The 26,757-nt window shown below is 32.7% G+C and carries 26 protein-coding genes and 3 pseudogenes; 16 read left to right on the top strand and 13 right to left on the bottom strand.

Annotated elements, in window-relative coordinates; translation table 11 throughout:
- Positions 1-23 precede the first annotated feature (23 nt).
- The 5 genes from P5P87_RS21775 (at position 24) to P5P87_RS21755 (ending at position 4,872) form a co-directional block, all read left to right on the top strand.
- Positions 24-1,490, top strand: a complete 1,467-nt coding sequence (locus P5P87_RS21775) for a phytoene desaturase family protein (RefSeq protein ID WP_278020600.1) — start codon at positions 24-26, stop codon at positions 1,488-1,490.
- A 3-nt stretch (positions 1,491-1,493) separates the two neighbouring features.
- Positions 1,494-2,333 (top strand): phytoene/squalene synthase family protein, encoded by an 840-nt coding sequence (locus P5P87_RS21770; RefSeq protein ID WP_278020599.1) that lies wholly within the window; start codon positions 1,494-1,496, stop codon positions 2,331-2,333.
- Between the two features lie 224 nt (positions 2,334-2,557).
- Positions 2,558-2,998 (top strand): sterol desaturase family protein, encoded by a 441-nt coding sequence (locus P5P87_RS21765; RefSeq protein WP_278020598.1) that lies wholly within the window; start codon positions 2,558-2,560, stop codon positions 2,996-2,998.
- Positions 2,999-3,031: 33 nt separating this feature from the next.
- Complete coding sequence (locus P5P87_RS21760; protein ID WP_278020597.1) at positions 3,032-3,499, top strand: SRPBCC family protein; 468 nt, start codon at positions 3,032-3,034, stop codon at positions 3,497-3,499.
- 77 nt (positions 3,500-3,576) lie between these two features.
- Entirely contained in the window at positions 3,577-4,872 is a 1,296-nt protein-coding gene (locus tag P5P87_RS21755) for a cryptochrome/photolyase family protein (RefSeq protein ID WP_278020596.1), read from the top strand.
- A 205-nt stretch (positions 4,873-5,077) separates the two neighbouring features.
- Here the strand turns inward: P5P87_RS21755 and P5P87_RS21750 are convergent.
- Positions 5,078-6,381, bottom strand: a pseudogene (locus P5P87_RS21750) (ABC1 kinase family protein).
- Positions 6,381-7,040: a TetR family transcriptional regulator C-terminal domain-containing protein gene (locus tag P5P87_RS21745; protein ID WP_278020595.1), complete on the bottom strand. Its 660-nt coding sequence runs from the start codon at positions 7,038-7,040 to the stop codon at positions 6,381-6,383. The pseudogene P5P87_RS21750 and the gene P5P87_RS21745 overlap by 1 nt, the downstream one beginning before the upstream one ends.
- A gap of 98 nt (positions 7,041-7,138) precedes the next feature.
- On the opposite strand from P5P87_RS21745, the gene P5P87_RS21740 reads away from it, so the two are divergent.
- Positions 7,139-8,050 carry a TIGR01777 family oxidoreductase gene (locus P5P87_RS21740; RefSeq protein ID WP_278020594.1) on the top strand — a complete coding sequence of 304 codons (912 nt, stop codon included), beginning with the start codon at positions 7,139-7,141 and terminating at the stop codon, positions 8,048-8,050.
- 4 nt (positions 8,051-8,054) lie between these two features.
- Here P5P87_RS21740 and P5P87_RS21735 read toward each other — a convergent pair whose 3' ends face one another.
- From P5P87_RS21735 to P5P87_RS21720, 4 genes and pseudogenes are all read right to left on the bottom strand, one after another.
- The gene (locus P5P87_RS21735; RefSeq protein ID WP_198858164.1) at positions 8,055-8,621 is read right to left on the bottom strand and encodes a YceI family protein; all 567 of its coding nucleotides are present in this window, start codon (positions 8,619-8,621) and stop codon (positions 8,055-8,057) included.
- A gap of 240 nt (positions 8,622-8,861) precedes the next feature.
- Positions 8,862-9,257, bottom strand: a complete 396-nt coding sequence (locus P5P87_RS21730; protein WP_198858165.1) for a VOC family protein — start codon at positions 9,255-9,257, stop codon at positions 8,862-8,864.
- A 41-nt stretch (positions 9,258-9,298) separates the two neighbouring features.
- Positions 9,299-9,846, bottom strand: a pseudogene (locus P5P87_RS21725) (acyl-CoA thioesterase).
- An 80-nt stretch (positions 9,847-9,926) separates the two neighbouring features.
- The gene (locus tag P5P87_RS21720; protein ID WP_198858167.1) at positions 9,927-11,300 is read right to left on the bottom strand and encodes a DNA recombination protein RmuC; all 1,374 of its coding nucleotides are present in this window, start codon (positions 11,298-11,300) and stop codon (positions 9,927-9,929) included.
- Positions 11,301-11,486: 186 nt separating this feature from the next.
- Between P5P87_RS21720 and P5P87_RS21715 the strand changes: the two genes are divergently transcribed.
- The 5 genes from P5P87_RS21715 (at position 11,487) to P5P87_RS21695 (ending at position 15,559) form a co-directional block, all read left to right on the top strand.
- The gene (locus tag P5P87_RS21715; RefSeq protein ID WP_198858168.1) at positions 11,487-12,362 is read left to right on the top strand and encodes a protease complex subunit PrcB family protein; all 876 of its coding nucleotides are present in this window, start codon (positions 11,487-11,489) and stop codon (positions 12,360-12,362) included.
- Positions 12,363-12,370: 8 nt separating this feature from the next.
- Positions 12,371-12,772, top strand: a complete 402-nt coding sequence (locus P5P87_RS21710) for a hypothetical protein (RefSeq protein ID WP_278020593.1) — start codon at positions 12,371-12,373, stop codon at positions 12,770-12,772.
- 165 nt (positions 12,773-12,937) lie between these two features.
- Complete coding sequence (locus P5P87_RS21705; protein ID WP_278020592.1) at positions 12,938-13,375, top strand: RNA polymerase sigma factor; 438 nt, start codon at positions 12,938-12,940, stop codon at positions 13,373-13,375.
- The gene (locus P5P87_RS21700; protein ID WP_278020591.1) at positions 13,372-15,003 is read left to right on the top strand and encodes a hypothetical protein; all 1,632 of its coding nucleotides are present in this window, start codon (positions 13,372-13,374) and stop codon (positions 15,001-15,003) included. The genes P5P87_RS21705 and P5P87_RS21700 overlap by 4 nt, the downstream gene beginning before the upstream one ends.
- A gap of 46 nt (positions 15,004-15,049) precedes the next feature.
- Entirely contained in the window at positions 15,050-15,559 is a 510-nt protein-coding gene (locus P5P87_RS21695; protein WP_278020590.1) for a MepB family protein, read from the top strand.
- Positions 15,560-15,608: 49 nt separating this feature from the next.
- Here the strand turns inward: P5P87_RS21695 and P5P87_RS21690 are convergent, their stop codons facing one another.
- The 4 genes from P5P87_RS21690 to P5P87_RS21675 all read right to left on the bottom strand — a co-directional run bounded on the left by P5P87_RS21690 (position 15,609) and on the right by P5P87_RS21675 (position 20,638).
- A complete protein-coding gene (locus P5P87_RS21690) occupies positions 15,609-16,721 on the bottom strand; it encodes a T9SS type A sorting domain-containing protein (RefSeq protein ID WP_278020589.1) in 1,113 nt (370 codons plus the stop codon).
- A 4-nt stretch (positions 16,722-16,725) separates the two neighbouring features.
- Positions 16,726-19,047: a hypothetical protein gene (locus tag P5P87_RS21685; protein ID WP_278020588.1), complete on the bottom strand. Its 2,322-nt coding sequence runs from the start codon at positions 19,045-19,047 to the stop codon at positions 16,726-16,728.
- 309 nt (positions 19,048-19,356) lie between these two features.
- The gene (locus P5P87_RS21680; RefSeq protein ID WP_198858174.1) at positions 19,357-20,109 is read right to left on the bottom strand and encodes an SDR family NAD(P)-dependent oxidoreductase; all 753 of its coding nucleotides are present in this window, start codon (positions 20,107-20,109) and stop codon (positions 19,357-19,359) included.
- 154 nt (positions 20,110-20,263) lie between these two features.
- Positions 20,264-20,638: a hypothetical protein gene (locus P5P87_RS21675; RefSeq protein WP_198858175.1), complete on the bottom strand. Its 375-nt coding sequence runs from the start codon at positions 20,636-20,638 to the stop codon at positions 20,264-20,266.
- A gap of 389 nt (positions 20,639-21,027) precedes the next feature.
- Between P5P87_RS21675 and P5P87_RS21670 the strand changes: the two genes are divergently transcribed.
- Both P5P87_RS21670 and P5P87_RS21665 read left to right on the top strand, forming a co-directional pair.
- Positions 21,028-21,600, top strand: a complete 573-nt coding sequence (locus P5P87_RS21670; protein WP_278020587.1) for a pseudouridine synthase — start codon at positions 21,028-21,030, stop codon at positions 21,598-21,600.
- A 68-nt stretch (positions 21,601-21,668) separates the two neighbouring features.
- Positions 21,669-22,123: pseudogene (locus P5P87_RS21665) on the top strand (tRNA (cytidine(34)-2'-O)-methyltransferase).
- An 85-nt stretch (positions 22,124-22,208) separates the two neighbouring features.
- Here P5P87_RS21665 and P5P87_RS21660 read toward each other — a convergent pair.
- The 3 genes from P5P87_RS21660 to P5P87_RS21650 all read right to left on the bottom strand — a co-directional run bounded on the left by P5P87_RS21660 (position 22,209) and on the right by P5P87_RS21650 (position 25,251).
- Complete coding sequence (locus P5P87_RS21660; protein WP_278020586.1) at positions 22,209-22,985, bottom strand: ABC transporter ATP-binding protein; 777 nt, start codon at positions 22,983-22,985, stop codon at positions 22,209-22,211.
- A 95-nt stretch (positions 22,986-23,080) separates the two neighbouring features.
- Positions 23,081-24,046, bottom strand: a complete 966-nt coding sequence (locus P5P87_RS21655) for an iron ABC transporter permease (protein WP_278022821.1) — start codon at positions 24,044-24,046, stop codon at positions 23,081-23,083.
- 62 nt (positions 24,047-24,108) lie between these two features.
- The gene (locus P5P87_RS21650) at positions 24,109-25,251 is read right to left on the bottom strand and encodes an ABC transporter substrate-binding protein (protein WP_278020585.1); all 1,143 of its coding nucleotides are present in this window, start codon (positions 25,249-25,251) and stop codon (positions 24,109-24,111) included.
- Positions 25,252-25,345: 94 nt separating this feature from the next.
- Between P5P87_RS21650 and P5P87_RS21645 the strand changes: the two genes are divergently transcribed.
- The 3 genes from P5P87_RS21645 to cobU are packed head-to-tail and all read left to right on the top strand — an operon-like array spanning position 25,346 to position 26,757.
- Positions 25,346-25,708 carry a C1orf53 family protein gene (locus tag P5P87_RS21645; protein ID WP_198858180.1) on the top strand — a complete coding sequence of 121 codons (363 nt, stop codon included), beginning with the start codon at positions 25,346-25,348 and terminating at the stop codon, positions 25,706-25,708.
- A 30-nt stretch (positions 25,709-25,738) separates the two neighbouring features.
- The gene (locus P5P87_RS21640) at positions 25,739-26,119 is read left to right on the top strand and encodes a four helix bundle protein (protein ID WP_278020584.1); all 381 of its coding nucleotides are present in this window, start codon (positions 25,739-25,741) and stop codon (positions 26,117-26,119) included.
- Positions 26,120-26,136: 17 nt separating this feature from the next.
- A complete protein-coding gene (gene cobU / locus P5P87_RS21635; protein ID WP_278020583.1) occupies positions 26,137-26,757 on the top strand; it encodes a bifunctional adenosylcobinamide kinase/adenosylcobinamide-phosphate guanylyltransferase in 621 nt (206 codons plus the stop codon).

The following is a 26,757-nucleotide window of genomic DNA, read 5'->3' as shown; positions in this document are numbered from 1 at the left end:
TTTTTCTTATATTTGTTAAACAAATGAGAAAAACTATCCAAATAATAGGCTCAGGCTTCTCTTCTTTGGCAGCCGCGTGTTACCTTGCCCAGCAAGGAAATAAAGTTACTGTTTACGAAAAAAACAGTACAATTGGCGGACGTGCAAGACAATTTAAAGAAGATGGTTTCACTTTTGACATGGGTCCGAGCTGGTATTGGATGCCAGATGTATTTGAACGCTTTTTTCAAGATTTCAATAAAAAACCTTCCGATTATTACGAACTGATAAAACTAAATCCAGCCTATCGGGTTTATTTTGGAATCGATGATTTTATTAGCATTTACGATAATCTAGATGAAATAAAATACACTTTTGAGACCATCGAAAAAGGAAGCGGTCAAAAACTGCAAAACTTTATTGATCAAGCCAAAAGCAATTATGACATTGCAATTAAGGATTTGGTCTATCGTCCTGGAATTTCGCCGCTAGAATTAGTGACAAAAGAAACTGCATTAAAACTCAATCAGTTTTTTAAGAACGTAAGCACCGATATTCGCAAAAATTTCAAGAACGAGAGACTAATTCAGATTTTAGAATTTCCTGTTTTATTTCTCGGAGCAAAACCAACCAAAACACCTTCGTTTTATAATTTTATGAATTATGCCGATTTCGGTTTAGGAACTTGGCATCCTAAAACGGGAATGTTTGATGTTATTCGAGGAATCGAAAAACTGGCATTAGAACTTGGCGTTACCATAAAAACCAATTCGGAAATTGATAAAATAATCGTTGAAAACAAAACCGCAAAAGGAATTGTAATTAATGGCGAAATCCTAAATGCAGATATCGTTTTAAGCGGAGCCGATTATCATCATTCTGAAACATTAGTAGAAAAAGAGCACAGAATGTATTCTGAAAAATATTGGAAAAGTAGAGTTTTTGCACCTTCTTCTCTTCTATTTTTTGTTGGTTTCAATAAAAAGATAGAAAATATTTCACATCACGCTTTATTCTTTGATGTCGATTTTAATCAGCATGCCGCCGATATTTACGATAATCCAAAATGGCCGAATGCTCCGTTATTCTATGCCAATTTTCCGTCCAAAACAGATTCAACTGCGGCGCCTGACGGGATGGAATCTGGATTTTTCTTAATTCCGCTTGCGCCTGGAATTGAAGACAATGAAGCTTTACGAGAAGAATACTTCGAAAAAATCATCACGCGTTTTGAAGAACTGACACAGCAAAAGATAAAAAATAGCATTATCTTTAAGAGATCATTCTGTAAAAATGATTTTGTAGCCGATTACAACGCCTATAAAGGAAACGCTTACGGAATGGCCAACACGTTATTTCAAACGGCTTTTTTAAGACCAAAATTAAAAAGCAAAAAAATCAAGAATCTATATTTTACAGGACAATTAACTGTTCCAGGCCCAGGTGTTCCGCCTGCTTTAATTTCAGGAAAACTCGCAGCTGAATTAATTCAAAAATCTTTTAGATCTTAAAAAATGAAATCACTATTTGACGCCGTTTCTTTCAAATGCGACAAACTGGTAACCAAAAATTACAGCACCTCATTTTCGCTAGCCGTAAAAATGCTTTCTCCAAGCATTCGCGATGCCATTTACAGCATTTACGGATTTGTTCGTTTTGCTGACGAAATTGTAGATTCATTTCATGAGTATGAAAAAGAATATCTTATTGAAGATTTTGAAAAAGAATATTACAAAGCAATGCAATTAGGCATTAGCTTAAATCCGATTTTGAATTCGTTTCAGCAAACTGTCAAAGAATATAATATTACAGACGATTTGGTTCAGGCATTTTTAAAAAGCATGAAAATGGATCTCATAAAATCAAATTACCAAACACAAACCGAGTACATCGATTACATTTATGGTTCTGCCGATGTAGTGGGATTAATGTGTTTGAAAGTTTTTGTTTCTGGAAAAGAGCACAAATACGAACAGCTAAAAAACGAAGCCATGCGTTTGGGATCTGCTTTTCAGAAGGTAAATTTCTTGAGAGATTTAAAAGATGATAATACGATTTTAAATCGGGCCTATTTTCCAAGCATCAACCTGAATAATTTCAATGAAGATTCGAAAAACCAAATCATCAAAGAAATCGAAGAAGATTTTAGAATTGCCTATCAAGGAATTGTAAAATTACCAATCGAAGCAAAATTTGGAGTTTATACTGCTTATGTTTATTATAAAAAACTGCTTCAAAAGCTAAAAAACACACCGTATTACGAGATCGGAAATTCTAGAATTAGAGTTTCTAATTATACCAAAGCGGGACTTTTGGCGCAGTCTTTTGTGACTTATAAATTGAAGTTGGTATAATCATCGCATCGTTTTGTCATTCCGAGGAACGAGGAATCGCACTCGCAAATCGACAAAGATTGAATTTTCGTTGCGGAGTTACTTGCTTTCCTTCGACTCCGCTCAGGATAACAAAAAAATGATAAAATCATTAATAAAAACAACCTTTTGAGTCAATCTTTTATAATTTAAAGCTAAACTCAGAACCAATAAAACGATAATTTTAAAACATCAATATTTATAAAATGATTTCTTTTTTAATCTTTTTAGGCGTTTTTCTTTTCATGGAATGTGTGACATGGCTTACGCACAAATACGTTATGCATGGATTTATGTGGTATTTTCATGCTGACCATCATCAGCCGAAATACGAAAACACTTTTGAGCTCAACGATATTTTCTTCGTCATTTTTGCTACTCCGAGTATTATTTTATTCTACTTTGGCGTTCAAGGCGGATTTAACTATTTGTTTTTTATTGCCTGCGGAATTACCCTTTATGGTGCTTGTTATTTTTTAATTCACGATGTCTTGATTCATCAGCGTTTTAAATGGTTTAAAAACACCAAAAATAAATACCTCATCGGACTTAGAAAAGCACATAAAATACACCACAAACATTTACAAAAAGAAAAAGGAGAATGTTTCGGAATGTTATTCGTACCATTCAAATATTATAAAATGTAGCATTATTTGGGCATTTTTAAAATCGATTTGATTATGAAATTATACAAAATAACAACCGTACAACATATCAATGCAAGCGCAGAAGATTGCTGGGATTTCTTCTCAAGTCCGAAAAATTTGCAAACCATTACACTCGATAACATGAATTTCCAAATTCAGGATTATGATGGAAAACGTATGTATCAAGGACAGATTATCACTTATACCTTAAAGCCACTTTTCGGAATCAAAATGTCTTGGGTTACCGAAATTACAGCTTGCCAAGAAAACGAGTATTTTGTAGACATTCAGCAATTCGGGCCTTATAAACTATGGCATCACAAACATTTCTTTGAACCAACAACAGATGGCGGAACCAAAATGACAGATATTGTTCATTACGCTCTCCCTTTTGGAATTTTAGGCAGAATCATGAATCGCTTGGTTGTAAAAAACAAATTGAAAAGCATTTTCGATTATAGATTTAATAAAATCGAAGAATTATTTAATTTGAAAAAATAAGCCACAGATTTCACAGATTAGCACAGATAAAAAAATCATTTTAAATTCTAATAATCTGTGGCAAAAAAACAAAAACAATGACAAAACAAAAAGTTATTTTATTTTGGTTTAGACGCGATTTGCGTTTAGAAGATAATACAGGTTTATTTCATGCCTTGCAATCAGACTTTCCTGTTGTTCCTCTTTTTATTTTCGATGATGATATTTTAGAACATCTTCCAAAAAATGACGCCAGAGTAACTTTCATTTATGATTCACTCGAAAAAATAAATACAGAATTAAGCAAATTAGATTCTTCCATTTTAATCAAAAAAGGAAAAACAAAAGACGTTTGGAAATCACTCATTGAAGAATTTGACATTCAATCTGTTTTCTTCAATAAAGATTATGAACCTTTTGCCATTAAACGTGATAGCTTAATTTCATCTTTATTAAAAGAAAATGACATTGAATCTTTCTTTTTTAAAGATCATGTAATCTTCGAAGAAAAAGAAATCACAAAAGCAGACGGACTTCCATATACCGTTTACACGCCTTATAAAAACAAATGGCTGGAGAAATATCATCTTTCAGGCTCAGCACCAGAATACGATTCGGCTTCATATCAGTCTAATTTTGCGAAGAATAAATTCAAGTTTCCTGAATTAGCCGAAATCGGTTTTGAAAGAAGCGCTATAAAAGTACTTCCACACAACTTAACTCAAATTGCTAATTATAAAGAAACGAGAGATTTTCCAGCTTTAGACAGTACTTCATATCTTTCTCCACATTTGCGTTTTGGGACAGTGAGTATTCGAAAATTAGTAAATTGGGCAAACAGAAAAAATCAGACTTTTTTGAGTGAATTAATCTGGAGAGAATTCTTCATTCAGATTCTGTTTAGTTTTCCGAATTGTGTTAATCATAATTTCAAGTCCAATTATGACGAAATTCAATGGCGAAATAATGAGGAAGATTTCAAACGCTGGTGTTCGGGAACAACAGGCTACCCAATGGTTGATGCCGGAATGCGCCAATTAAATGAGACTGGTTATATGCACAATCGTGTCCGTATGGTTGTGGCAAGTTTTCTTTGCAAACATTTACTCATCAATTGGCAATGGGGCGAAGCTTATTTTGCAGAAAAACTTCTAGATTTCGAATTGGCATCAAACGTAGGAAACTGGCAATGGGCAGCAGGAACAGGTTGCGACGCAGCGCCTTATTTTAGAGTTTTCAATCCCGAGATACAACAAAAGAAATTTGATGAAAAAGGAGAATATATTAGAAAATGGATTCCTGAGTTTGATTTTGGTTATAATGAACCAATGGTTGATCATGCCTTTGCTAGAGATCGTGCGATTTCTACTTACAAGGCTGGGATTTTGAAATAAAGTTTTTGTTTCAAGTTTACACTGGATACTTAATTTTATTTCACGCAGATTTTGCAAATTAAGCAGATTTATATTCATTTTTATCATCCTTCGTTCCTCAGAATGACAAACTAAACAAAAAGAACTTTGTCAAAGTTTTAAACTTTGACAAAGTTCTATGCGTAAAGTTCGGTTAACATGAAACCTGAAACTTGAAATAAAAACTTTAATACTTCAAATAATTATCAACTACAATCTTAGCCTTCAAATCAAACATTAAATTGTACAAACCAAAGAAAGTACGATTCATGTAAATAAAGTGCTTAGAACCTCGATTTCCGTTCATTTTTTTAAGGTTTGTATCTTCTGAGAAACGTTTTCCTAATTCGGCAATTGCATTGAAGAATTTTTCATCGGCAAAATCGAAAGTTTCGTTTTGGAAAGGTTTCGTGAAAAGCGATAACAAATCATGAAACATTTCGGTAAAATATTCAATTTCTGCAGGTGTATCATCTTGACGAAGAATTTCTAATTCGAATAATTTCTCGTTAAAAAGCTTTTCGTCGGTAATTACATTTTTGTTGATTAGCTCAAAATATGGTGTGTAGAAATCGTCTGGAATTTGTTTCATACATCCAAAATCTAAAGCAATCAATTGGTTTTGATCATCTACCAAAAAATTTCCAGGATGTGGATCTGCATGAACTTTTTCAAAACGTGAATCTGATACATGTAAAAATCCCAAAGTGCTTGACCTAATTTATCTCCTACTTCTTGATTGGTATTTTTAGCTGTAAACTCAGAAAGATGAATTCCTGTCATCCAATCCATTGTGATAATCCTCTCAGATGAAAACTCAGGATAATAGTTTGGAAAAGTTATATTTTCAATCTTGTCGCAAGCATCAACCACTTCTTGGCTTTGTTTCAATTCTAACAAATAGTTAGTTTCTTCAATCAGTTTATCTTCAACTTCTTTGAAATATTTATCAGAATCTTTGCCTTGAAGATTAAACATTCTAATCGCAATTGGTTTTACCAAAGCCAAATCTGACGAAATACTATTGGCAACGCCTGGATATTGAATTTTAACGGCTAGTTTTTTATCTCCTTTCTTTGCTAAATGCACCTGACCAATACTTGCTGCATTGACAGAATTCGGATTAAACTCATCGAAAATCTCATATGGAGTTTTTCCAAAATTGCTTTTAAAGGTTTTTAAAACCAAAGGAGCAGAAAGCGGCGGAACAGAAAACTGCGACAAAGAAAACTTCTCTACATAAGCTTGAGGTAAAAAGTTCTTGTCCATACTCAGCATCTGAGCCACTTTAAGAGCACTTCCTTTTAAGCTTTTTAGTCCGTCATAAATATCTTCTGCATTGTTCTCGTTTAGTTTATCACGGGTTAGATCTGGATTTACCATTTTCTCAGCATAATGCTTTACGTAGTTTACACCAATTTTAGCACCGGTCTGAACCAATTTTCCCGCTCTTTCAATTTTTGAAGTTGGGATATAATCTATCGTTTTCATTATCTACTGTATACTTTTTCTTTGAACAAAAATTTCCCGAAATCAAGCAAATGATTCATCGGAGCTACATTCATCAATTCAAATGAGGCATTAACCGACTTTTCTATAAAAATATCGGTTTTCTCAAAAGCAGGAGATTCATCTTCCATCCAGAATTTAATGGTTAGCATTAATTGCAACCAAGAAGATTCTTGAATCGTTTTTTCCTGAAACTTCTGAAATCTTTCTTGTTCTAATCTATAATCGTCGGTTAAAATTTCAGCAACATAATCTTTGAAACTATTTCTAAGCGTCGTTAACTGAACTAAATTTTTAAGCGGATTTCTATCTATTTTAAGCGATTGCAAAACATAACTTCTGTTTGCTGTTAGGATTTCGAAAAAAGTAAAATAAAAACTTAACATTTTATTCTTCATGTCATATCCTTGATATTCTTCGTTTTTATGAAGAAGATTTACTGTGTTTTCAAAAAACAGTCGAAATATTTCTTTTTCTAAACCTTCTAATGTTCCGAAGAAAGTATAAAACTCAGCTTCAGTAAAATCATTTTCTTTGGCAAAATGATAAACCGATTTTGGTTTTTGTCCCTTTTCTAGAACCTCATCCATATATTTTGAAACGATATCATCCTTGGTAATTACCTTTTTTTTAGTCGCCATTTTATTAAAATTTAGAATTTGCCATAAAGGTAAACATTGTTTAAGTACCTTTACTAATCCTTAAACACTATACACTGTTAAATATATTATAAACTATTATGGCTCAAAATGTTCTATTAACAGGCGGAACTGGTTTCATTGGAAAATATTTGACAGATGTTCTGATCGAAGCAGGTTTTTCTGTTTCCGTTTTGAGTCGTTCTGATAAAAAAGACAGTGCAAGAATTACTTATTATAAATGGGACATAAAGAAAAACTACATTGATAAAAATGCAATTCTAAATGCCGATTATATCATTCACCTTGCAGGCGAAGGAATAGTAGAAAAAAGATGGACCAAAAGACGCAAAAAAGCTATTATAGAAAGCCGCGTAAGACCAGTAGAAATGATCTATTCTGTTTTAGAAATGAACAATAAAAAACTGGAAGCATTTATTTCTGCTTCTGGCATTGGAATTTATGGTGCTGTTACAAGTCATAAAATCTGTACTGAAAATACTCCGCCAGCTGATGATTTTCTTGGCATTACATGTCAAAAATGGGAAAGCGCTGCCGATAAAATTAGTTCTTTAAATATTCGAACAGTCAAAATTAGGACTGGCATTGTTTTGGGCAAAAATGAAGGTTTCTTAAAAAAAATGATTCCTACTTTTAAGTCCGGTTTTGGTGCCGTATTAGGTTCAGGCAAACAATATCTACCTTGGATTCATGTTGAAGATTTATGTCAGATTTATTTAAAAAGCATTGAAGACAACCAACTTGAAGGCGCCTACAATGCTTGTATTACTGACAATACCACAAATGCTCGATTTTCTAAAACTATGGCAAAACTATACGATTATAGTATATGGTCGCCAAAAGTTCCACCTTTTGTGCTAAAGATTTTACTTGGGCAAATGAGTGTAGCTGTCTTGACAGGACAACGTGTTTCTTCAGAAAAAATTCAGAAAACAGGTTTTGAGTTTCAGTTTACCGATCTAGAAAAGACACTTATAAACTGTATAAAGTAGTTTTTTACTTAAGTGTTAGCATTGTGTCATCACTGCGCACAACACCCGTGAGTTCTGTATTGGCCGTTTTTGCAATTTTAGCCGCAATAGTAGTTGGAATACTAATATTGAAATCAGATACTGCAATTGGAAAATCGGAAATAACCTGAATTCCTTCTGGAACTCTTTTTATCAAAGCATTTACGATAATCTCCTTCGACTTTCCGCGCAAATTAAGCTTCCCCTTTATTTGGTATTGTTTTTCAACCTCATTAATATCTTTCAAATCAAATTTTTCGATCTTTCCTTTAAACACAGCTTTAGGATAACGATTGCTTTGCATATAATTTTCATTGAAATGCTCTTGCATCAAATCTAATTTAAAACGAAAATCTTTGATAATAACAGTACAGATAAAAGTACTTGTTTTAGGTTCTAAAAGTATGGCAACTTGTCTATTTACAGCTCTCACTTCTTCAAATAGCGGAACAGACGCTTCAAAATTTATTGTCCCTGTATTTGTAAAAAATTTGTCTTGGGCAATGACAGAAAAAGCAGTAAAAAGTAAAAATAATAAAGTAGTTGTTTTCATAATCGTCTTCATTTAAACAATTATGTCATTCCATTTATTCTGACTAAGAGAAAATAAAATCAGATTCTAATTAATCTGAAAAAAATCGAACGGCAATACTCAGTGAAAAATTTCCGTAACCCAATAATTACACTTAAAGTTACGGAATTTTTGTATGCGAAGTTTTAGAACTTATGCTAAATATTTGTGAATGTTTTAATTGAAAAATAAAAGGTATGAGATGCCAAATACTGTCAAAACTTAACTTTTTACTTCTGTACAAATCTCAATCAAAAATCCGTTTAAATCTCTTGCGTATGCTACAACTTGTCCCCACGGTTTTTCTACAGGTTCTAAAACAATAACAGCTCCAAAAGAAGTAGCTTTTTGCAAAACTTCTGGAACATTCTCTGTAATAAAGCCAATTTCTATGGCAAAAGGTTTGTCTTCTAAACTGCTTTCGATAAAACCATCGGGTAAATTTTTTGAAGCTAATTTTTTTGAAGCAAATGAAAGTGTTGTTTCTCCCGTAATTAATTCGCCATAATCATTATCTGGGGTGACAAATTTTCTCGAAAAACCAAATGCGTTTTCGTAAAACGAAATAGTTTCTTCGACATTTTCAACATATAAAATTGTATATCCAAACTTGACCATGCTTTCTAAATATTTAATGATTTCAATAAATATAAGAAAATTTAGCTAATTTCTAAAAGAACATTATATTTTTCAAGGCTCGCCAAATCTTCGATAGAATTAATATTGGTCAATTTTTCGTGTTCTTCTACTTCTTTTCGAACTTCGATATGTTTTATTGCTTTTCTGAAACGGCGTACTTCTTCCAAATTAGATAAAATCAATCCTGGAACCGAACGCTTTTTCCGTCTTTATCTTTGGCAACCATTGTAAAATAAGATGAATTACAATGTTTGATAGCTCCTGTCTGAATGTTTTCTGCTTCTACACGTATACCTACAATCATAGAACTTCTTCCAACATAATTTACAGAAGCTTTCATTGTTACTAATTCTCCAACTTCGATTGGTTTCAAAAAGTTTACCGTATCTACAGAGGCAGTCACACAATAATTTCCGCTGAATTTTGATGCTGATGCAAAGGCAATTTGATCTAACAATTGTAAAATATATCCTCCGTGAATTTTCCCGCTAAAGTTGGTATGCGAAGGCAACATTAATTCTGATATACTAACTTTTGATGATGAAACGGGTTTAAAATCTGTACTCATGTTTTTGTTTTTGGTATTTTTTTGATTAGTTGTATTGTATTATATATTACGTTAGTCTTTCTTCTTGCTTCTTTACCCTTCTAATTCAATAACTCATTTTCATCTGAATTAATCGCTCTTGCAATAATATTGTCTGGAAGCGATTTCTTTGCTTTTGCTCCCATTTTTTTTAATCTTTCTACGCTCGAAATCAGGTTTCCTTTTCCGTCAACCAGTTTATTCATGGCGCTTTCGTATTCAGTTTTAGTGTCTTTTATTTTATTTCCTATTCGGACTAAATCGGACACAAAACCTTCAAATTTATCATATAAAGCTCCTGCTTGTCTTGCAATCTCTAACGCATTTTCTTGCTGTTTTTGATTCGTCCACATACTGTCAATTGTTCGTAAAGTTGCCAAAAGCGTACTTGGCGTAACAATTACAATATTTCTATCAAATGCTTTTGTATATAAAGAGGGATCTTCGTTTAAAGCAATTGCAAAAGCGGGTTCCATTGGAATAAAAAGCAGTACAAAATCGGGACTTTCCATTTGATACAAATCATGATAGTTTTTACTTCCCAATTGCTCAACATGCCTTTTTATAGAAATAACATGTTCTTTAAGAAATTCTATTTTTAAAAGTTCCGACTCTTCGTTTACCCATTTTTCGTAAGCTGAAAGCGAAACTTTAGAATCAACAATCATTTTCTTACCATCCGGAAGATTAATTACAACGTCTGGCAAAACACGATTTCCTTCGCTATTGGTAAAACTTTGCTGGACTTCATATTCTCTTCCTTTTTCTAATCCCGATTTTTCTAAAACACGTTCTAGAACCAATTCTCCCCAATTTCCCTGCATTTTACTGTCGCCTTTTAGAGCTTTAGTAAGATTTAAGGTTTCTTTGCTCATTTGCGCATTCATTTCGCTCAAACCAATAATCTGCTGACGAAGTGCTGCATGATAATCTATACTTTCTTTATGTGTTTGTTCTACTTTCTGTTCAAATACCAAAATTTTATCCTGCAAAGGAGTTAGGATATTTTTCATATTAACGGTATTCTGTTCGGTAAACTTAGCCGATTTTTCTTCTAAGATTTTATTCGCAAGATTTTCAAACTCTTTAGTGAATTTTTCCTGAAGTTCATTGATTTCGCTTTTTTGTTCTTTATGACGTTCCCATAAATTTTCAAAATCAACTTCTTTTTTAGAAAGCTGAATTGCCAAACTATCTTTTTCGGTTCGGATGTTTTCTTTCTCAGCAATATTTAACTGCAATTGTTTCTGAAAATTATTTTTTTCGTTTTCAAACTGCTCTTTCTGCATTTGCAATTGACCGTTTAACGCATTCAATCTTTCCTCAGAAATGACTTTTTCTGACTGAAATTTTGATGCAGAAAGCATTCTACCTACGTATATGCCCATAAAAAGTGCAACAACAAAGCCTAATAAAAACGGTATATAATCAGACATAACTAAGTTTATTTTACGTAAAAGTACGCAATAATACGTAGTGCTTAGTTTTTAAAACGGAAATTTCACTAATTCATTCTCAATTCAAACTAAACCAACATTTTATTTTTTCAAAAAAATAAGAACCTCAACGCAACCTTTTTTTAAAACTGCTATCTACTAAAATATAAACCTATCAAAATAATTATGAAAAAAATAATGCTTGGCTTATTTGTAGCCTTCGGATTCAGTGCCTGTTCTCTTAATGATGGAAATAACTATGTAGATTGTGGTTCTAATACTGTTGTAAATTTTACTGGTTTTCCTTTCTCATGTAATTATAGCGAAAAAACATTGCAAAATAATCCTGCCGCAATTGTTGTTGGATCTCAGGAAAAAATGAATCAATATTTTACAAAACATACTAACAATTGCCCTGTTGCAAGTGATCCAAATATTGATTTTACAAAAGAATATTTGGTTGGACTTTTTGCTGGCGCTAAACCTACAAGCGGTTACGAAATTGTAATTAGCTCTATTGTAGAAAACAATTGCGAAATTGTTGTGAACTATTACGAAAAAACTCCGGCTGTTGGCGAAAACGTAACTCAAACCCCAACTTACCCAACTAATTTTGTTTTGATTCCGAAAACATCAAAAGGAATGATTTTCAACAAAACAACAGAGAATGCAGATAATATTGTTATTGGAAGTTTTAACAACCAATGTGCTAGTTCAGATTGCCAAAAATTCTACCAAATTAACGATTACAATACTTTAAAATTCTTAAATGTTGGTGCAAAACAATATGATTTTGGGCAATACAGATATACTCCAACAATTAAAAGAGGCGAATATACTTTACTTTTAAAAGAAGTTCCTGCAGAGATTTTAGCTTTAAAAGGACAAACTAAAACATACGGTACTCCAGATGCAGGAGATCAAGGCGGAGTTTATTTTGAATTGCGTCAAGCAGGAAACACTACAAAAATTTATATAGACAACAATGACACAGCAGATCAAAGTGCTGACGTAAAACAATTCAAGAAAAAGATTCAAGACAAAATTACAAGCTTAAAATAATTTAAATCATGAAGCATCTCTTTTTATCTTTTATTGCCTGCTTTCTTTTTACATCAATGATTTCTGTAAATTCTTCTAAAGAAAAAATTACAGGATCAATAATCAATACTTGGATTTGGGAAAAATCTATAGGAGGTTCTAGCAATCCTTATGTGGCTACCCCAAAATCAATTGGGTTTACTAAGAAAATTATCTTCACCCAAAACGGAAGAGTTATTACTTATAAAAACAATGTAGAAATAAGAAACAGTGTTTATCAGATAGAAAAAGGAAAAGCATATTTTGACCAATCAGAACGTGATCTAATTACGTTCGAAGGCAAAACCTACGTAATAGAAAACCTTGACAATCAAAACTTAACAATAGTAAGTAACCATCAAGATGGTACTCGAACTATTTTTAAAAGATAGTTTTGTAAGCTATTTAAAACTATTTTTGCAAAATCAAATTTGAACCATTTCTTGAAAGACGAGTTAGAAAAATATATCAAACTGTGCATTAAAAATGACAGAGAGGGACAACTGAAAATTTATCAGTTGTTCTCTCCTGTTTTATATGGCATCTGTTTGAAATATATGAAGAACGAAGATGATGCGAAAGATGTTTTTCAGGAAGCTTTTGTAATTGCCTTTCAGAAAATAAGCCAGTATAAGTTTGAAGGAAGTTTTGAGGGCTGGCTAAAACGGATTTTTATAAACAAACTCATCGAGACTTTAAATAAGAAGAAAAAAGAAAGTTTCTATTTGGATGTTTTTGATCCTGACACCGATTTTATAGAAGAAGAGGAATTAGAAGTTATTCCGCTAGAACAGGAAAAACTACTAGAATACATTCGGGATTTGCCAGATCAATATCGGACGGTTTTTAACTTGTATGTATTTGAAAAAATGAAACACAGAGAAATCGCCGAACTACTAAAGATCTCCGAAGGGACATCAAAATCAAATCTAAATCGCGCCAAACATATATTACAAAAGCGAATTTTGAGCATAAAAAATTTTAAAACAGCATGAAGAAGCATAAAATAGAAGATATTTTTTCATCAATGGAAGACTTTTCGAGTGTTCCGCCTCCAGAATTATGGGGTCAGATTGAAGAAAAATTAGACAAACCTAAAAAGAAGAAGAGAGTTGTTCTTTGGTGGTCGGCTGCTGCATGCTTATTATTAGGGTTGCTTCTGCCTTCAATATTACATTTTACTGCTTCGCCTGAAAATATCAACCTCAACAAAGGCGGTTTAGAAAACAGCAACAATAGTGTTGTTCTTGATAAAAAAACAAATGACAACTCTAGCAACAAAAATTTAGATCAAAATAATAATATTGGTAAAACGGTAGATTCTTTAAATGAAAATTCAGTAAGAAAAAATCAATTTAATACCAAATCTGGAATTCAAGTTCAAGAGACTTCTGTAGCTCAAACAAATTCTAACAACAAAACGAATAAAAAAGATTCTAAATATAGCACTCCAAATGTTGCCAATACTCCAAACGAATCGGTTGCATTTCAGAATTCTAGTATTTCAGAAGATAAATCGCTTGTGAAATCTTCTAGCAAATCTATCTTAGGAAATAATTTAAAAACTTCTAATAAAGGAATTTCTGAAGAACGTATTGCATTTGGCAAACAAAGTAAATTTAACTCGACAGCAAACAAATCGCTCTCAAAATCTATTTTTGACGATCAATTGACAGCTAAAAACAACAAAAATATTGCTTTCAGTAGCCAAAGTTCTTCTGTAAACAACAATGTATATAAATCGAATACTTCTATTTCAGGAAAAACTGAAAATAACCGTACCGATAAAGCAGTTATCATAAAAGACGATCTAAAGCTTAATAACACTTTAAGCAAAACAGACTCTATTCAATTGGCTGAACTTCAGAATTTGGAAAAAGGTATTTTAACTCCTGAAAAGACAAAAGAAGAAAAAGAGAAAAAAGACAATTTGATTGATAAAAAAGAAAGATGGGCAGTTGCTGTTTTTGCTGGTGTTGCAAGTTCTGAAAACACTAAAAACGAAAAAACTCTGGGCAACGTAAACGATTCTAAACAATCTAATTCTTATGGAGTTAAAACAAAATACAGCATTAATAAAAAATGGGCTGTTGGATCTGGTTTAAAAATTAACGAATTAGGCCAAAGCGTTGCCAATGTATCGTATTTAAGTGCCAAAAACAATGCTTTTTTTGCTCCAGACTCTTATCCAGTTGCTGCTGCTGGCAATCAACCAAGTCAGGATTATCTTTTGATTTCTAATAGCACAAAAGAAGCTCTGAAGAATGAAAACGTGCAAACGGGTAAATTGGATCAAAACTTAAGATATATTGAGATGCCACTTGAGGTTTCTTATTCTATTTTTAATAAAAATAAAGCCAGCATTAATTTAAACACTGGAGGTTTTGTTGGTAAACTAATTTCTAACAATGTGAATTTGGATGGACATTCTATTGGAGAAAATATGAATGCTAACGATTACGTTTATGGTTCTACTTTAAGCAGTACGGTTCAATATCGTGTGTACAAAAAAACCAATGTTTTTGTTGAACCTGCTATGAATTATTATGTCAATCCGTTAAACAGCCAGTCTTTCAACCAGTTTCAATGGGGATTAAATTTTGGCCTTAATGTTGCTTTCTAACGAGAATTTGCAGTAATTTTCAAGAATACTTGAGAATTGAATTTTTATGAATTTTACTACTGCTCCAGCTGATTTGCTATTAAGCAAAGAAAGCGTTTATGATAAGGCTGAATTATTGCTTGCTTCTTTGCAAAAAGAAAGTGAAAGCGACGAATATAAGGCGCATCGTTTTCTAATAAACAATAAGAAGATTTGTTATCGAGAAGCAAAAGTTACTCCAACCAAAACAGGACAGTTTGTTACTTTATGGAAACGCAATCAAACTGGGATCATTGAACCTTTCGCCTATTCTGACGATATAGATTTTGTAATTATCACTGTTCGAAAAGATCAGAATTGGGGACAATTTATTTTTCCAAAAAAGATAGCGTTAGAGAAAGGTATTTTTTCTACCCAAAACAAAGAAGGAATTAGAGCGACAAGAGTATATCCACCTTGGGATGAAACCTCAAGCAAACAAGCTCAAAAAACACAGAAATGGCAATTAGATTATTTCTTTCTTTTTACCAATCTAGACGATATTGATTTAAACGAAATCAGAAAAATATTTGCATAAAAAAAAGGCAGTCTTAAAATGACTGCCTTTTCCAATTAATAGTAAGCACTTATTTTTTAATCACTTTATCTTTAAAAATAACTTTATTGTTTTCGGTAACCGTGTAAAAATAAACTCCAGAGACTAGATTATTAACAGCAACAACTGCAGTACTAACTTCAGATTCATTTTTAACGTTAATTGGATTTCCAATGGCACGTCCATTAAAATCGTATAATCTAATTTTCAAATCTCTTGCTTGTGCTGTTTTGATATCAAAATTTAAAACATCTGTTGCAGGATTTGGATAAGCTTTTACGAAATATTTGTTTTTCGCTCCAAAATCAGGTGTAGAAAGTACGTCTTCTTTCAAATAGAAACGAGCAATTACCGGTCCGTGGTCTGAAGTTGTTGTGGTATAGTTTTTAACAAAATTTCTTGGGTCATAAACTGCGATTGAGTTGTCTATGTAATCTTCATTCAATTCATCAGAAATTAAAATATGATCTAAAAATCCTTTTGAACTTAAAAAGCTATAAGCTCCAGCCTGACTAATGCCTAATGTCAAAGCATTATAACCAGTTGTATCTTCTACAAATTTCTGATAAGATGACGGTGTATTTGCATTACCAACCCAAGCTTTTACATCATCATTAAAATCTCCTAAAAGAATTAAATTTGAATTTGGATATTCTGTATCTAATGCATCTTTAAGGTAATCTATATCGTATTTGCGCTGATTGTATTTTGAAATATCAGTTCCGCTGTTTGCACGTGCGTGAAGATCAATTAAGTTAATTTCTTTTTTAATTCCGCCAATATTAGCCTCAACTTGAACCAAATAAGGAAGACGTCCCGATGAGAAAAAACTATCATCATTCTCTTCTGGAGTTTTTGTTCCTGGATAATTTGGTAAAACCACCGTATTCGCAAGAATTTGATCGAATAAATCTTTAAACAATACTTTTGTACTTTTTACAGTAGTTGTTTGTGTATTGTAAATCACAACTAGTTTTTGTGGTGGATAATAAGGATCTAAAGGCTTAAATGAATACGACCAAGAAGTTGAGATTGTTTTATCGAATGTTTTTCCGTTGATGCTAATTTTTTTAATTAATTCTTCAAGAGCCAAGTCATCAGAAACTTCTTGAACTACATAAACATCTGCGTTTAATGTGTTCATTACTTTAGCAGACGTTTTCTATTTGTAGTGCATCATTCGTTGGGCCAAATTCTTTACCAGTAGCATCTCTAACATCGGTTCCAAAAAACTCTAAATTATAAGACACTACATCGTAAGTATTTGCTTTTAATATAGAAGCTCCTGTAAATAAACCAATTTGTTTAGTTAGAGAGCTTCCTGTAACGGTTAAAACGCCAGAGATTGTTGGTACTTTTGTCGTTGGAACAAATCTTGCATAAATTGTTTTTCCTGCTTCTGATTCGGCAGAAGTAACAATAACACTTGATGCAAATGAAACATTATCTAATGATAACTCGTAAGACGCTGGAGCAGTAATAGTAATATCGTCATAACCTGCAGCATTAAAAACAAAAGACTGACTAGCAGAAACCGAATTCGGACTTACATCTGCAAAATCTAAAAATGGGTTTGAATCCACATATTTTGATTCATCGATAATAGCAAAATCATCAAAAGACCATTCTGCAGCATTATCAAGCCCACCAGAAGTCGTTTCGTAAACCCAAGCCAAATAAGTATGATCTGTTTTATAAGCTATTAAATTTATATATTCTGATTTTTCGTAAGTTCCTGTATTACCTGGAAATTTACCATCTAGTGGCGTCCATGTGGCTGTATTGGGATCACTTACTCCGTCGTAGTTTGTAGAAACTACTAATTTTAAAGATGGTCCATCATAATATTGACGAGAATAAAAAGATAATAACGGAATGTGGTTAAAACTATCTAAACGTAATCTTGGAGAAATTAACCAGTCTTTACTAGCTCCAGCATCTGAATATCCGTTCATTAAAACTGCACCAGTTCCAGAGTTAACATTTCGTGATTGGTTAGTATAAGACCATTTGTTTAAAGGTCCCGTCTCATTATATTGTACCCAATTACTGTTTACAAAAACATTTGCATCGTCAAAATTTTGTACTAAAGGATTTACTCCAAGCGCTGTTAAATTAACCGTTTTAGTTGTCCCACCTGTTGTTTCATGAATTATTGAACCTGTAAAACTGGCAACTGAAGTAGGAGTGAATTTTACATAAACTGTTGGTGTGGCATTAGAATCAAAATCGGTTGGAACAAAAGTTAAAGATGATGAATATGTTGCATTATCTTTTGAAATTTGGAAATCTCCTGAAGCAGTAACCACTACATTTGCAGTAAGATCTGAAGCTCCTATCTGGTAATTTTTAACTAAGGGATCAAAATTTGGTTCGGTACCACCTAAATTTAATACCGCAACAGAAGGAGATATAGCAGGAGGCATAACACTTAGCGTTGTTACATCTACTCTATTAACTGATGCTTGAATATTTCCTGCAATGTCTTCTGAAATAGAAAAAATAGAATATGCTGTATTTAAAGGCAACCCTGTAAAACTTGCTACATATTCTTGAGAAGAATTTGTTACATCAAAAACTCCTGCTTGCAAAGCTGCAGTTCCATTAGAATCCTGCCCTGCTTTTATTTGTGCAATTGTTGGTTCTTCGCTACCACCTGGTAGTAAGACATAATACGTTTTTCCAATTTCATCAATTTTATTAATAAAATCAAAACTTTCTGCTAAAACATTTGCCGCTTTTGGGTAACCTGAAATATTAGCTGGAGCGAAAGTATCTTTTCTAATATCTAAATCATCAATTGCAAAAGATGGACGCCCTCCACTGCCTGAAATTTGTCTTGAAGCCCAACGTATTTGAACTACAGGCTGATTATCACATTCTGCAGGTAAAGTAATTTTTCTTAGTTGAGGATTTTGTGGCGCAGTAGTATTACTAATTTGATTGCTAGAATTATTTCTATATGCCGTTCCTAAAAGTGAAATAAAATCTCCCGTAGTACCAACTCTATATTGCAAAATCACTTCATTAACTCTCGTATTTGTAGCATCAGAAGGATTTCTTATTGTCATTACATTATATGTAACCTGTACATTTGTTGTTCCAACACTTGAAAAAGCAAAACCAATTGTAAGATTGACACTTCCTGTGTTTAAAAAACCTAGTTTACCAACATAATTATAAAAACCTCCTGAATTAGTATTTGCACCTTTGCCAATAAGTATAGTATTATAATCTGTAAAAGTTGGAGAAGTCAAGTATTGAGTTACTCCACCATCATTACCACCAAGTGTCCAACCTTGAAATCCTGCTGGAAACTGTGCATCTGTAGCTAGCCATGATTCAAAATCTTGTTTGTAAGGTAATGGTTCTTGCGCCTCTGGATTAGTTTGACCAAAAAGATCTCCAGAAAAGCAAGCAAAAAAACACAAAAGAGCCAGAATAAGGCGCGAAAAGTAAAGTTTTTTCATACGTTAAAGAATAGAGTTTTTAGAGTTCAAATTTATCTTCTTTAAAATTAAGGGAATGTTACAAAACCATCAACTTAATGTTTGCTTTTTTATCAATATAATTCAATAAAGCTTAACACATACTTAAAGATACTAAAATAAAAATAACAAAAAAGCCTTATTACAAAACATTACTCAAATAATAAGCATCTCAAAAACACTAACAAAAACTCCATGTTTCCTACAAATACAGCAGTTTCAGCAAAAAAAAAGCAGTAAACTTTCGCTTACTGCTTTTTCAATCGTCATGTTATTTACTCTAAAAAATAATTAGACTGCGGTATAACCTCCATCGGCTATAATATAACTTCCTGTTGTGAAAGAAGATTTTTCAGAACTTAAAAATGTTACCAATTCGGCAACTTCTTCTGCTGTCCCTAAACGATTCATTGCAGATTTTGCCGCAACAGCCTGCATCATTTCCTTATTCAAATTATCTTTTAAAAGTGCTGTTTCTATATAACCTGGTCCAACAGCATTGCATCGAATATTTTTCTGAGCATATTCTACCGCAATATTTTTTGTCAAACCAACTACACCATGTTTACTTGCAGTATACGCGACACTATTTGGAGCGGCAACTTGTCCGTGGATCGAAGCAATATTTACAATACTCCCTCCTCCGTTTTTCTCCATTTGTTCTAGTTGATAACGGCAGGCATAAAAAACACCGCTCAAATTAAGTGCAATAACTTTATCCCAAGCTTCTGGCTCATATTCTCCAGTTGGTTTTGCCGGCCCTCCCATTCCTGCATTGTTACAGGCAATATCCAATCGACCATATTTTGAAACCGTAACTTCAACCATATGCTTATTGTCATTGGCACTCGACGAATCTCCTTTTACAAAAAAAGCTTCTCCGCCCTTATCTTTTATTATTTTTACGGTTTCTTCACCGTGCTCTACATTTATATCAGCTACTACTACTTTTGCTCCTTCTCGAGCGTATGCTTCTGCCACTGCACGTCCGATTCCTGAACCTCCGCCAGATACAAAAGCTACTTTATTTTCTAAAAGTGCCATTTTATATATGTTTTTAAATTGATTCTTCTAATTTACGAAGAACTTGAGCATTGGCGAAGCTTTCAAAAGAGTTTAAAACAACATTAACGTTAAGCGCTAATGTTATGTTATTTGACATTAAATTGACAAGATTTTGTTTAAAATTTTGTATTATCTAATTCTCTTCGTCCAATTTCATGTTTCCACGATCTTCATGATTATCTGGATGTGAGTTTGAATATCGATTTGGAATTATATCAGAGTTACGATCTTTATTCTCTACTGTTTTATTTGCTTCTTCCTCTGTTTCTACTCCGCGATTTGCATTTGGATTATTTGGATTTATCTGATGCTTCGCTACATTTATATCTTCATTTTCGTTTCTAGCTCTTTCAACAATCTTTTTATCGCCATCTGCATCTGTAATCAATTCTTTATTCAGTTTGGCATCTTTTAATTCTTTATCGTGCGAAACGTTTTTTCCTTTAGACTCGTCTATATTTTTTTGCGTTCCGTTTATCTTTTTCGTTCCTAATTTATTCGTTTCCATAACATTATCTTTTAGTTTATAATATTACAAATTCTAATCGCAAAAAAGTTATGGCTTAAGATTGCTTTCTTTTATAATTGCCATCTGTTTTTTTATTTTATTACCTTTATTCAAAGCAACTTAACAACCTTAACTATTATGAATTTCTTCAAAATCAAAACCAGCTGGTCCAATTCCGAATTTATCTTGATTAAACTTTGCATGGCTTCTATTTATATTTTTGTTGGAAGTTATTTTCATGAATTTTTTCAAAATTATTATTCCATTTTAATAGGCATTTTTATTGTTACTGCAATTTGGTTTGTTTATCAATGGCTCAAAAAATAAAATCGCAAAAGCAGTAATGGGTTTTAATTTTAGGAAAGAACTATCTTTGCAAAAAATTAAAAATGCATCGACACTTCATTCTTTTTAAACCTTACGGCTACTTAAGTCAATTTATTTATGAATTAAAAAGAAAGAAAAAGCTTTTGGGCGAATTGCACGATTTCCCAGAAGGCACAATGGCAATTGGAAGATTAGATGAAGATTCTGAAGGATTACTTCTTTTGACGACTGATGGAAACATGAGCGAACTTGTTCGAAGTAAAAAGGTTGAAAAAGAATATTACGTTCAGGTTGACGGATTAATTACGCCAGAAGCAATTGAACAATTACAAAATGGGGTAGAAATTGGACTTGACGGTGGAAAATACAAAACAAAACGTTGCAAAGCATCTATCGTAACTGAAATTCCTGATTTTGGAGCAAGAGCGAAGAAAATAAGAGACGAACGTCATGGTCCAACTTCTTGGGCTTCAATCACGGTTAGAGAAGGAAAATTTCGTCAAGTTAGAAAAATGACTGCGGCTGTTGGTTTTCCAACATTGCGTTTAGTTCGCGTTCGAATAGGAAATGTATATTTGCAAAACCTAAAAGCGGGTGAAGTTTTGGAAGTTTCCGATTTCGAATTAGAAAATTAGAAAATATGGAAATTAGATAATTTCCAGAAACTCATAACTTATAACTCATAATTCATAACTAAAAAAAGATGTTAAACGTTGTTCTTGTAGAACCAGAAATACCAAATAATACCGAAATATTGGAAGATTGTGCGTTGGCACAGAAAGCCGTCTTCATTTAATTCATCCTTTCGGATTTGTTATTAATGACAAAAACCTAAAACGTTCAGGATTGGATTATTGGGTTCATCTTGATGTAACCGAATATCAAAATGTCGAAGAATGGATTGCGCAAATTCCAGATCATTCTCGCGTGTTTTTAATGAGTTCGCATTCTGATAAATCTTATTTAGAAAACGAATTTCAAGATGGCGACTGGTTAGTTTTTGGAAAAGAAAGCGTTGGTTTGAGCAGAGAGTTTATGTCAAGATTCGAAAATCATTTAACGATTCCGATGTCACCGCTTATTCGCAGTTTTAATATTGCCAATTCGGTTGCTTTTGTGGTTGGAGAAGCTAAGAGACAAATTGGATTGAAGAAATAATCTCGATTTTCTGCAAGATTTTCTTTAAAACTTAGAAATATTTATACCCACAAGGTTTTGAAAACCTTGCAGGACAGCCGAAATATTAACTCACAATAAACTTCCCTTTTTGAGCATCAAAGATAATATGTTCGTCTTTGAACAAATTGCTGAAACTTCCGTTAGAAATTAAATTGCACGGTTGGTCTTGCACTATACTATCTGGGGTCATGATGATCATTTCGTCACTTAACTGAATAGCCAAATCGATATCGTGTGTCGAAAACAAAATACATTTTTGAGTTTCTTGTGTAAGCTTTTTCAAGAGCTTGAATAACGAAACTTTATGAAGGAGATCAAGATGCGTTGTTGGCTCGTCCAAAATAATTAGGGGAGTATCTTGAGCCAAAGCTCTTGCAATTAACACTTTCTGCAATTGTCCGTCACTAATCTGGAAATGTTTTTTCGAAGCCAAATGTTCAATTTGTGTCAATTGCATAGCTTCATGAACTTTAGCAATATCTTCATCAGATAATTTATCAACCCAATTGGTGTAAGGTTGTCTTCCTAAAGCAACTAATTCAAAAACAGAAAGATTGCTTGGTGGTAGTTTTTCGGTTAAAACTAAACTTAAATTTTGCGCCAATTCTAAAGGTTGATAATCTGAAATCTTTTTTTCATTCAAATAAACATTTCCTGACAACGGTTTCTGAATTCCAGTAATCGTTCGCAGTAAAGTTGATTTTCCAATTCCGTTTGCTCCTATTAAAGTAATGAGTTTTCCTGCTTCAAGATTAATATTAAGATTCTCAGCAATGGCCGTAACTCCTTTCTTGGATTTATATCCAATATTTAAACTTGAAGTTGATAGAATGTTTTTCATTTTTAAAGGTGCTAAGATTCTGAGATTCTAAGTTTTTTCTTTGTCTAATAATTAAAGAATCTGTGTAAATCTTTTTAATCTGTGGCAAAAAAATATTAAAAATTTCTTTTTCTAACTAATAACCAAATTACAACAGGCGCACCAATTATAGACGTAACAGCATTTATTGGAAGTGTAACCTCAAAGCCTGGCATTTGAGAAACAATATCACAAAATAGCATTATTATCGAACCAAAAAATAAAGTGCTCCAAAATAGAATCGTATGATTACTAGTTTGAAAAGTCAGTTTTGCAATATGAGGAACTGCCAGACCAACAAAAGCAATCGGGCCAGCAAATGCCGTAATCACTCCTGACAAAATACTGGTAGCAAAGATGATAACTAATCTTGCTTGTTTAAAATTCAATCCCATACTTTTGGCGTAATTTTCACCAAGAAGCAAGGCATTTAAAGGTTTTATACTTTTGGCGCTTAAAAGCAAACCGATTCCAACGCAAAATGTCAAAATTCCGATTGTTGTCCAAGAAAGATTACCTAGATTTCCCATTGACCAGAAAGTGAATTTCTGAAGCTGTTCTGCCGTACTAAAATAAGTCAGTACGCTTACAATTGCAGTTGTAAAACTTCCGAACATTAAACCGACAATCAAAATTGCCATTGTGTCTCTCAATCGTTGTGAAACGATAAGAACTAAAAAAAGAACCAATGTACTTCCTAAAGTTGATGCCAAAACAATTCCGTAAGAAGACAATGCAATTACACTTAGAAAAGAAGGAAGAAATCCTGCTCCTAAAATTACAAAAGCAACACCTAAACTTGCACCAGAACTTAATCCTAAAACATAAGGTCCCGCAAGCGGATTTCTAAAAAGCGTCTGCATCAAAAGTCCACTTATAGAAAGTCCCGTTCCAACTAAAACTGCGGTAATTGCTTTTGGCAAACGGTAATTAATAATAATATATTCCCATGTTGATTTTGCCGCATGCCCTCCTGTTAAACTTGCAAAAACATCTTTTAACGGAATTGTAACCGATCCTAAACTAATGCTCGCAAAAAACATTAACAAAAGACCTATGCCCAAAACGGTAAATAAAATGGTATTTCGTGTTTTACTCACCAAAATTAATTCAGTTTAGAAGCAAAAGTAAATTCGTAGCTCGTCAATAAATCAGGATGAAAAATCTTGATATAATCTTTCAATACCAAATCTGGACGACTTGGTGCTAATTCATAATAAACTGTACCACCTGTCGCTCCTACTTTGCCTTCAAAATTGTAAATAGTTTTATTCTTAAAAGCATCAAATTCTGAGTAATGCGGATTTGCTTTCTGCAATTCATCCAAACTTTTAAAAGATCCAGAAGCAATCCAAACATTTGCATCTTTTGCTTTATCTAAAACTTTTTCAAAAGACAAACCTTCGCTTCCAGTTCCTTCAAGATCAGCCCATAAATAATTCGCTTTTGCATCTTTCATAAACTGTGCAACCCAGCTATTTCCTTTGGCAACATACCAAACATCTTCGTACATAGAACCGTATAAAACCTTTGAAGTTGCAGGTTTATCGGCAACCAATTTTTTGGCTTGATTATAGCTTTCAACGATTTTATCAAACAGCTCTTTTGCTTTTTCTTCTTTTCCAAATAAAGCACCGTATAACTTTATCCATTCTGCTTTTCCTAGTGGAGACTGTTCCATCCAATCACCCTGAATCAAAACATTTAAACCGCTTTTTTTAAGATTATCTAGCATAGGATTGTTGTTATCTACACCAAATGTCACAATCAAATCTGGTGACAATTCTATTAATTGTTCAATGTTCAGTTTTTCATTTTGTCCAACGTTTTTCACAGAACCTTTGTCAATTAATGCTCTAGTTTTTTCAGAAGAAATGTAATCAGTATGCGGAAATCCGACCAATTTATTCTCAACTTCTAACATTTCTAAAAAAGGAATATTGGTAGTTGAAGTTACCACAACACTTTCTAGAGGAACTTTTATAGAAATATATTTATTTAAACTATCAGGAATTTGTACGTCTTTTTCTTTTAAAATGTAAGTAAATCTCCCCTTAGCATTTGGCCACGGATTACTCACATTTACAATTGAATAGCCCTCGTTTTTTATGATCGAAAGTCCAGAAGCAAACTCGATACTTTCTTTGGCAGTAGCAGATTTTACAACCTCTTGCGCTTCATTTTTTTTACATCCAATTAAGATAAGAAGCACAAAAACGACTGGTAATTTATGGAAAAAATATTTCATATTTTATGTTTTGTATGGCAACAAAGGTAAATCAAATTCTATTTTTTTTGTTTACCTTTATTCGTACAAATTTAAACAAATCGCTTTTTATTTGATGAATGTACCAAAAACAAAAATCTGCTCCAGTTGTGAAACTGCTTTTTTATGTGGCGACACTTCGCCCGAAAATAAGTGCTGGTGTAATGATTATCCACCTATTTTCAATCTATCAGAAGGAGGCGATTGCCTTTGCCCTATATGCTTTAAAGAAGCCTGTGAAGATAAAATTGATGCTTATGTCGAAACTGTAACTCCAAAAAAGGCTCTTAATAACAAGGCCATGTTTTTGCCCAAAAATGATAATTTAATTGAAGGAATCGATTACTACATCGAAAATGGCAACTATGTTTTTAAAGCTTGGTTTCATCTAAAAAGAGGAGTCTGCTGCGGAAATAACTGCCGACATTGCCCCTATTAATTGTTAATTATAAATTGTTAATTGTTAGTTATGAAAAATAACATTGTTAGAAATAAAAGCTTTGATTTTGCCATAAGGATTGTTAAACTTTATCAATATTTAAACAATACTAAAAAAGAATTCATCCTTGCAAAACAACTTTTAAGATCTGGCACTAGTATTGGCGCAATGATTCGAGAAGCTGAACATGCTGAGAGTAAAAGCGATTTTATTCATAAATTTGCAATTGCTCAAAAAGAAGCCAATGAAACTGTTTATTGGCTAGAATTATTGAAAGCTACTGACTATCTCAACGAAAAAGAATTTGAAAACATTTATAATGATGCAATTACGATACTAAAATTAATAACTAGTATCCTTAAAACTTCTAAAAACCAATCAGAAGCAAAAAAATTAACAACTAACAATTAATAATTAACCATTATATAATGATTTACTTGGTAACTGGCGGCGAACGTTCTGGAAAAAGCGGTTATGCTCAAAAACTTGCTTTAGAGCTTTCCGATTCTCCTTTATATGTAGCAACTGCACGAAAATGGGATGCTGATTTTCAAAACCGAATCGATCGTCATCAGAAGGAAAGGGACGAACATTGGACGAATATCGAAAAAGAAAAATATTTAAGTGAAATTGATTTTTCTGAAAAAACTGCCTTAATAGATTGTGTAACGCTTTGGCTGACTAATTTTTTTATCGATAATAAAAATGACGTCGAACTAAGTTTGGAAGAGGCTAAAAAAGAATTTCTTTCCATTGCTAAACATGAAAATGCTAATATAATTATTGTAACAAATGAAATCGGAATGGGAGTTCATGCAGAAACGCACATAGGCAGAAAATTTGTTGAATTGCAAGGTTGGATGAATCAATTTCTTGCAACCAATGCTGATCAAGTTGTACTTATGGTTTCTGGAATTCGGTTAAAATCAAAGGATAAATTTCAATACAAAAATTTCAAATTGCAAAACATAGTGAGTTTTGCAATTTGGAATTTTTCTTTTTTGGAGTTTGATCTTGGAGTTTGGAATTTAAAAATTGTAATTTTATAG

Origin of the sequence: Flavobacterium ginsengisoli, from assembly GCF_029625315.1 — a bacterium.
Lineage (GTDB): Bacteria > Bacteroidota > Bacteroidia > Flavobacteriales > Flavobacteriaceae > Flavobacterium > Flavobacterium ginsengisoli.
This window is presented reverse-complemented; position numbering and strand designations above follow the sequence as displayed.

Bases quoted from the DNA above. Each gene is read 5' to 3' on its own strand.
- P5P87_RS21775 (WP_278020600.1), top strand. From the start codon at position 24: ATGAGAAAAACTATCCAAATAATAGGCTCAGGCTTCTCTTCTTTGGCA.
- P5P87_RS21770 (WP_278020599.1), top strand. From the start codon at position 1,494: ATGAAATCACTATTTGACGCCGTTTCTTTCAAATGCGACAAACTGGTA.
- P5P87_RS21765 (WP_278020598.1), top strand. From the start codon at position 2,558: ATGATTTCTTTTTTAATCTTTTTAGGCGTTTTTCTTTTCATGGAATGT.
- P5P87_RS21760 (WP_278020597.1), top strand. From the start codon at position 3,032: ATGAAATTATACAAAATAACAACCGTACAACATATCAATGCAAGCGCA.
- P5P87_RS21755 (WP_278020596.1), top strand. From the start codon at position 3,577: ATGACAAAACAAAAAGTTATTTTATTTTGGTTTAGACGCGATTTGCGT.
- P5P87_RS21745 (WP_278020595.1), bottom strand. From the start codon at position 7,040: ATGGCGACTAAAAAAAAGGTAATTACCAAGGATGATATCGTTTCAAAA.
- P5P87_RS21740 (WP_278020594.1), top strand. From the start codon at position 7,139: ATGGCTCAAAATGTTCTATTAACAGGCGGAACTGGTTTCATTGGAAAA.
- P5P87_RS21735 (WP_198858164.1), bottom strand. From the start codon at position 8,621: ATGAAAACAACTACTTTATTATTTTTACTTTTTACTGCTTTTTCTGTC.
- P5P87_RS21730 (WP_198858165.1), bottom strand. From the start codon at position 9,257: ATGGTCAAGTTTGGATATACAATTTTATATGTTGAAAATGTCGAAGAA.
- P5P87_RS21720 (WP_198858167.1), bottom strand. From the start codon at position 11,300: ATGTCTGATTATATACCGTTTTTATTAGGCTTTGTTGTTGCACTTTTT.
- P5P87_RS21715 (WP_198858168.1), top strand. From the start codon at position 11,487: ATGAAAAAAATAATGCTTGGCTTATTTGTAGCCTTCGGATTCAGTGCC.
- P5P87_RS21710 (WP_278020593.1), top strand. From the start codon at position 12,371: ATGAAGCATCTCTTTTTATCTTTTATTGCCTGCTTTCTTTTTACATCA.
- P5P87_RS21705 (WP_278020592.1), top strand. From the start codon at position 12,938: ATGAAGAACGAAGATGATGCGAAAGATGTTTTTCAGGAAGCTTTTGTA.
- P5P87_RS21700 (WP_278020591.1), top strand. From the start codon at position 13,372: ATGAAGAAGCATAAAATAGAAGATATTTTTTCATCAATGGAAGACTTT.
- P5P87_RS21695 (WP_278020590.1), top strand. From the start codon at position 15,050: ATGAATTTTACTACTGCTCCAGCTGATTTGCTATTAAGCAAAGAAAGC.
- P5P87_RS21690 (WP_278020589.1), bottom strand. From the start codon at position 16,721: ATGAACACATTAAACGCAGATGTTTATGTAGTTCAAGAAGTTTCTGAT.
- P5P87_RS21685 (WP_278020588.1), bottom strand. From the start codon at position 19,047: ATGAAAAAACTTTACTTTTCGCGCCTTATTCTGGCTCTTTTGTGTTTT.
- P5P87_RS21680 (WP_198858174.1), bottom strand. From the start codon at position 20,109: ATGGCACTTTTAGAAAATAAAGTAGCTTTTGTATCTGGCGGAGGTTCA.
- P5P87_RS21675 (WP_198858175.1), bottom strand. From the start codon at position 20,638: ATGGAAACGAATAAATTAGGAACGAAAAAGATAAACGGAACGCAAAAA.
- P5P87_RS21670 (WP_278020587.1), top strand. From the start codon at position 21,028: ATGCATCGACACTTCATTCTTTTTAAACCTTACGGCTACTTAAGTCAA.
- P5P87_RS21660 (WP_278020586.1), bottom strand. From the start codon at position 22,985: ATGAAAAACATTCTATCAACTTCAAGTTTAAATATTGGATATAAATCC.
- P5P87_RS21655 (WP_278022821.1), bottom strand. From the start codon at position 24,046: ATGTTTTTTGCGAGCATTAGTTTAGGATCGGTTACAATTCCGTTAAAA.
- P5P87_RS21650 (WP_278020585.1), bottom strand. From the start codon at position 25,251: ATGAAATATTTTTTCCATAAATTACCAGTCGTTTTTGTGCTTCTTATC.
- P5P87_RS21645 (WP_198858180.1), top strand. From the start codon at position 25,346: ATGAATGTACCAAAAACAAAAATCTGCTCCAGTTGTGAAACTGCTTTT.
- P5P87_RS21640 (WP_278020584.1), top strand. From the start codon at position 25,739: ATGAAAAATAACATTGTTAGAAATAAAAGCTTTGATTTTGCCATAAGG.
- cobU (WP_278020583.1), top strand. From the start codon at position 26,137: ATGATTTACTTGGTAACTGGCGGCGAACGTTCTGGAAAAAGCGGTTAT.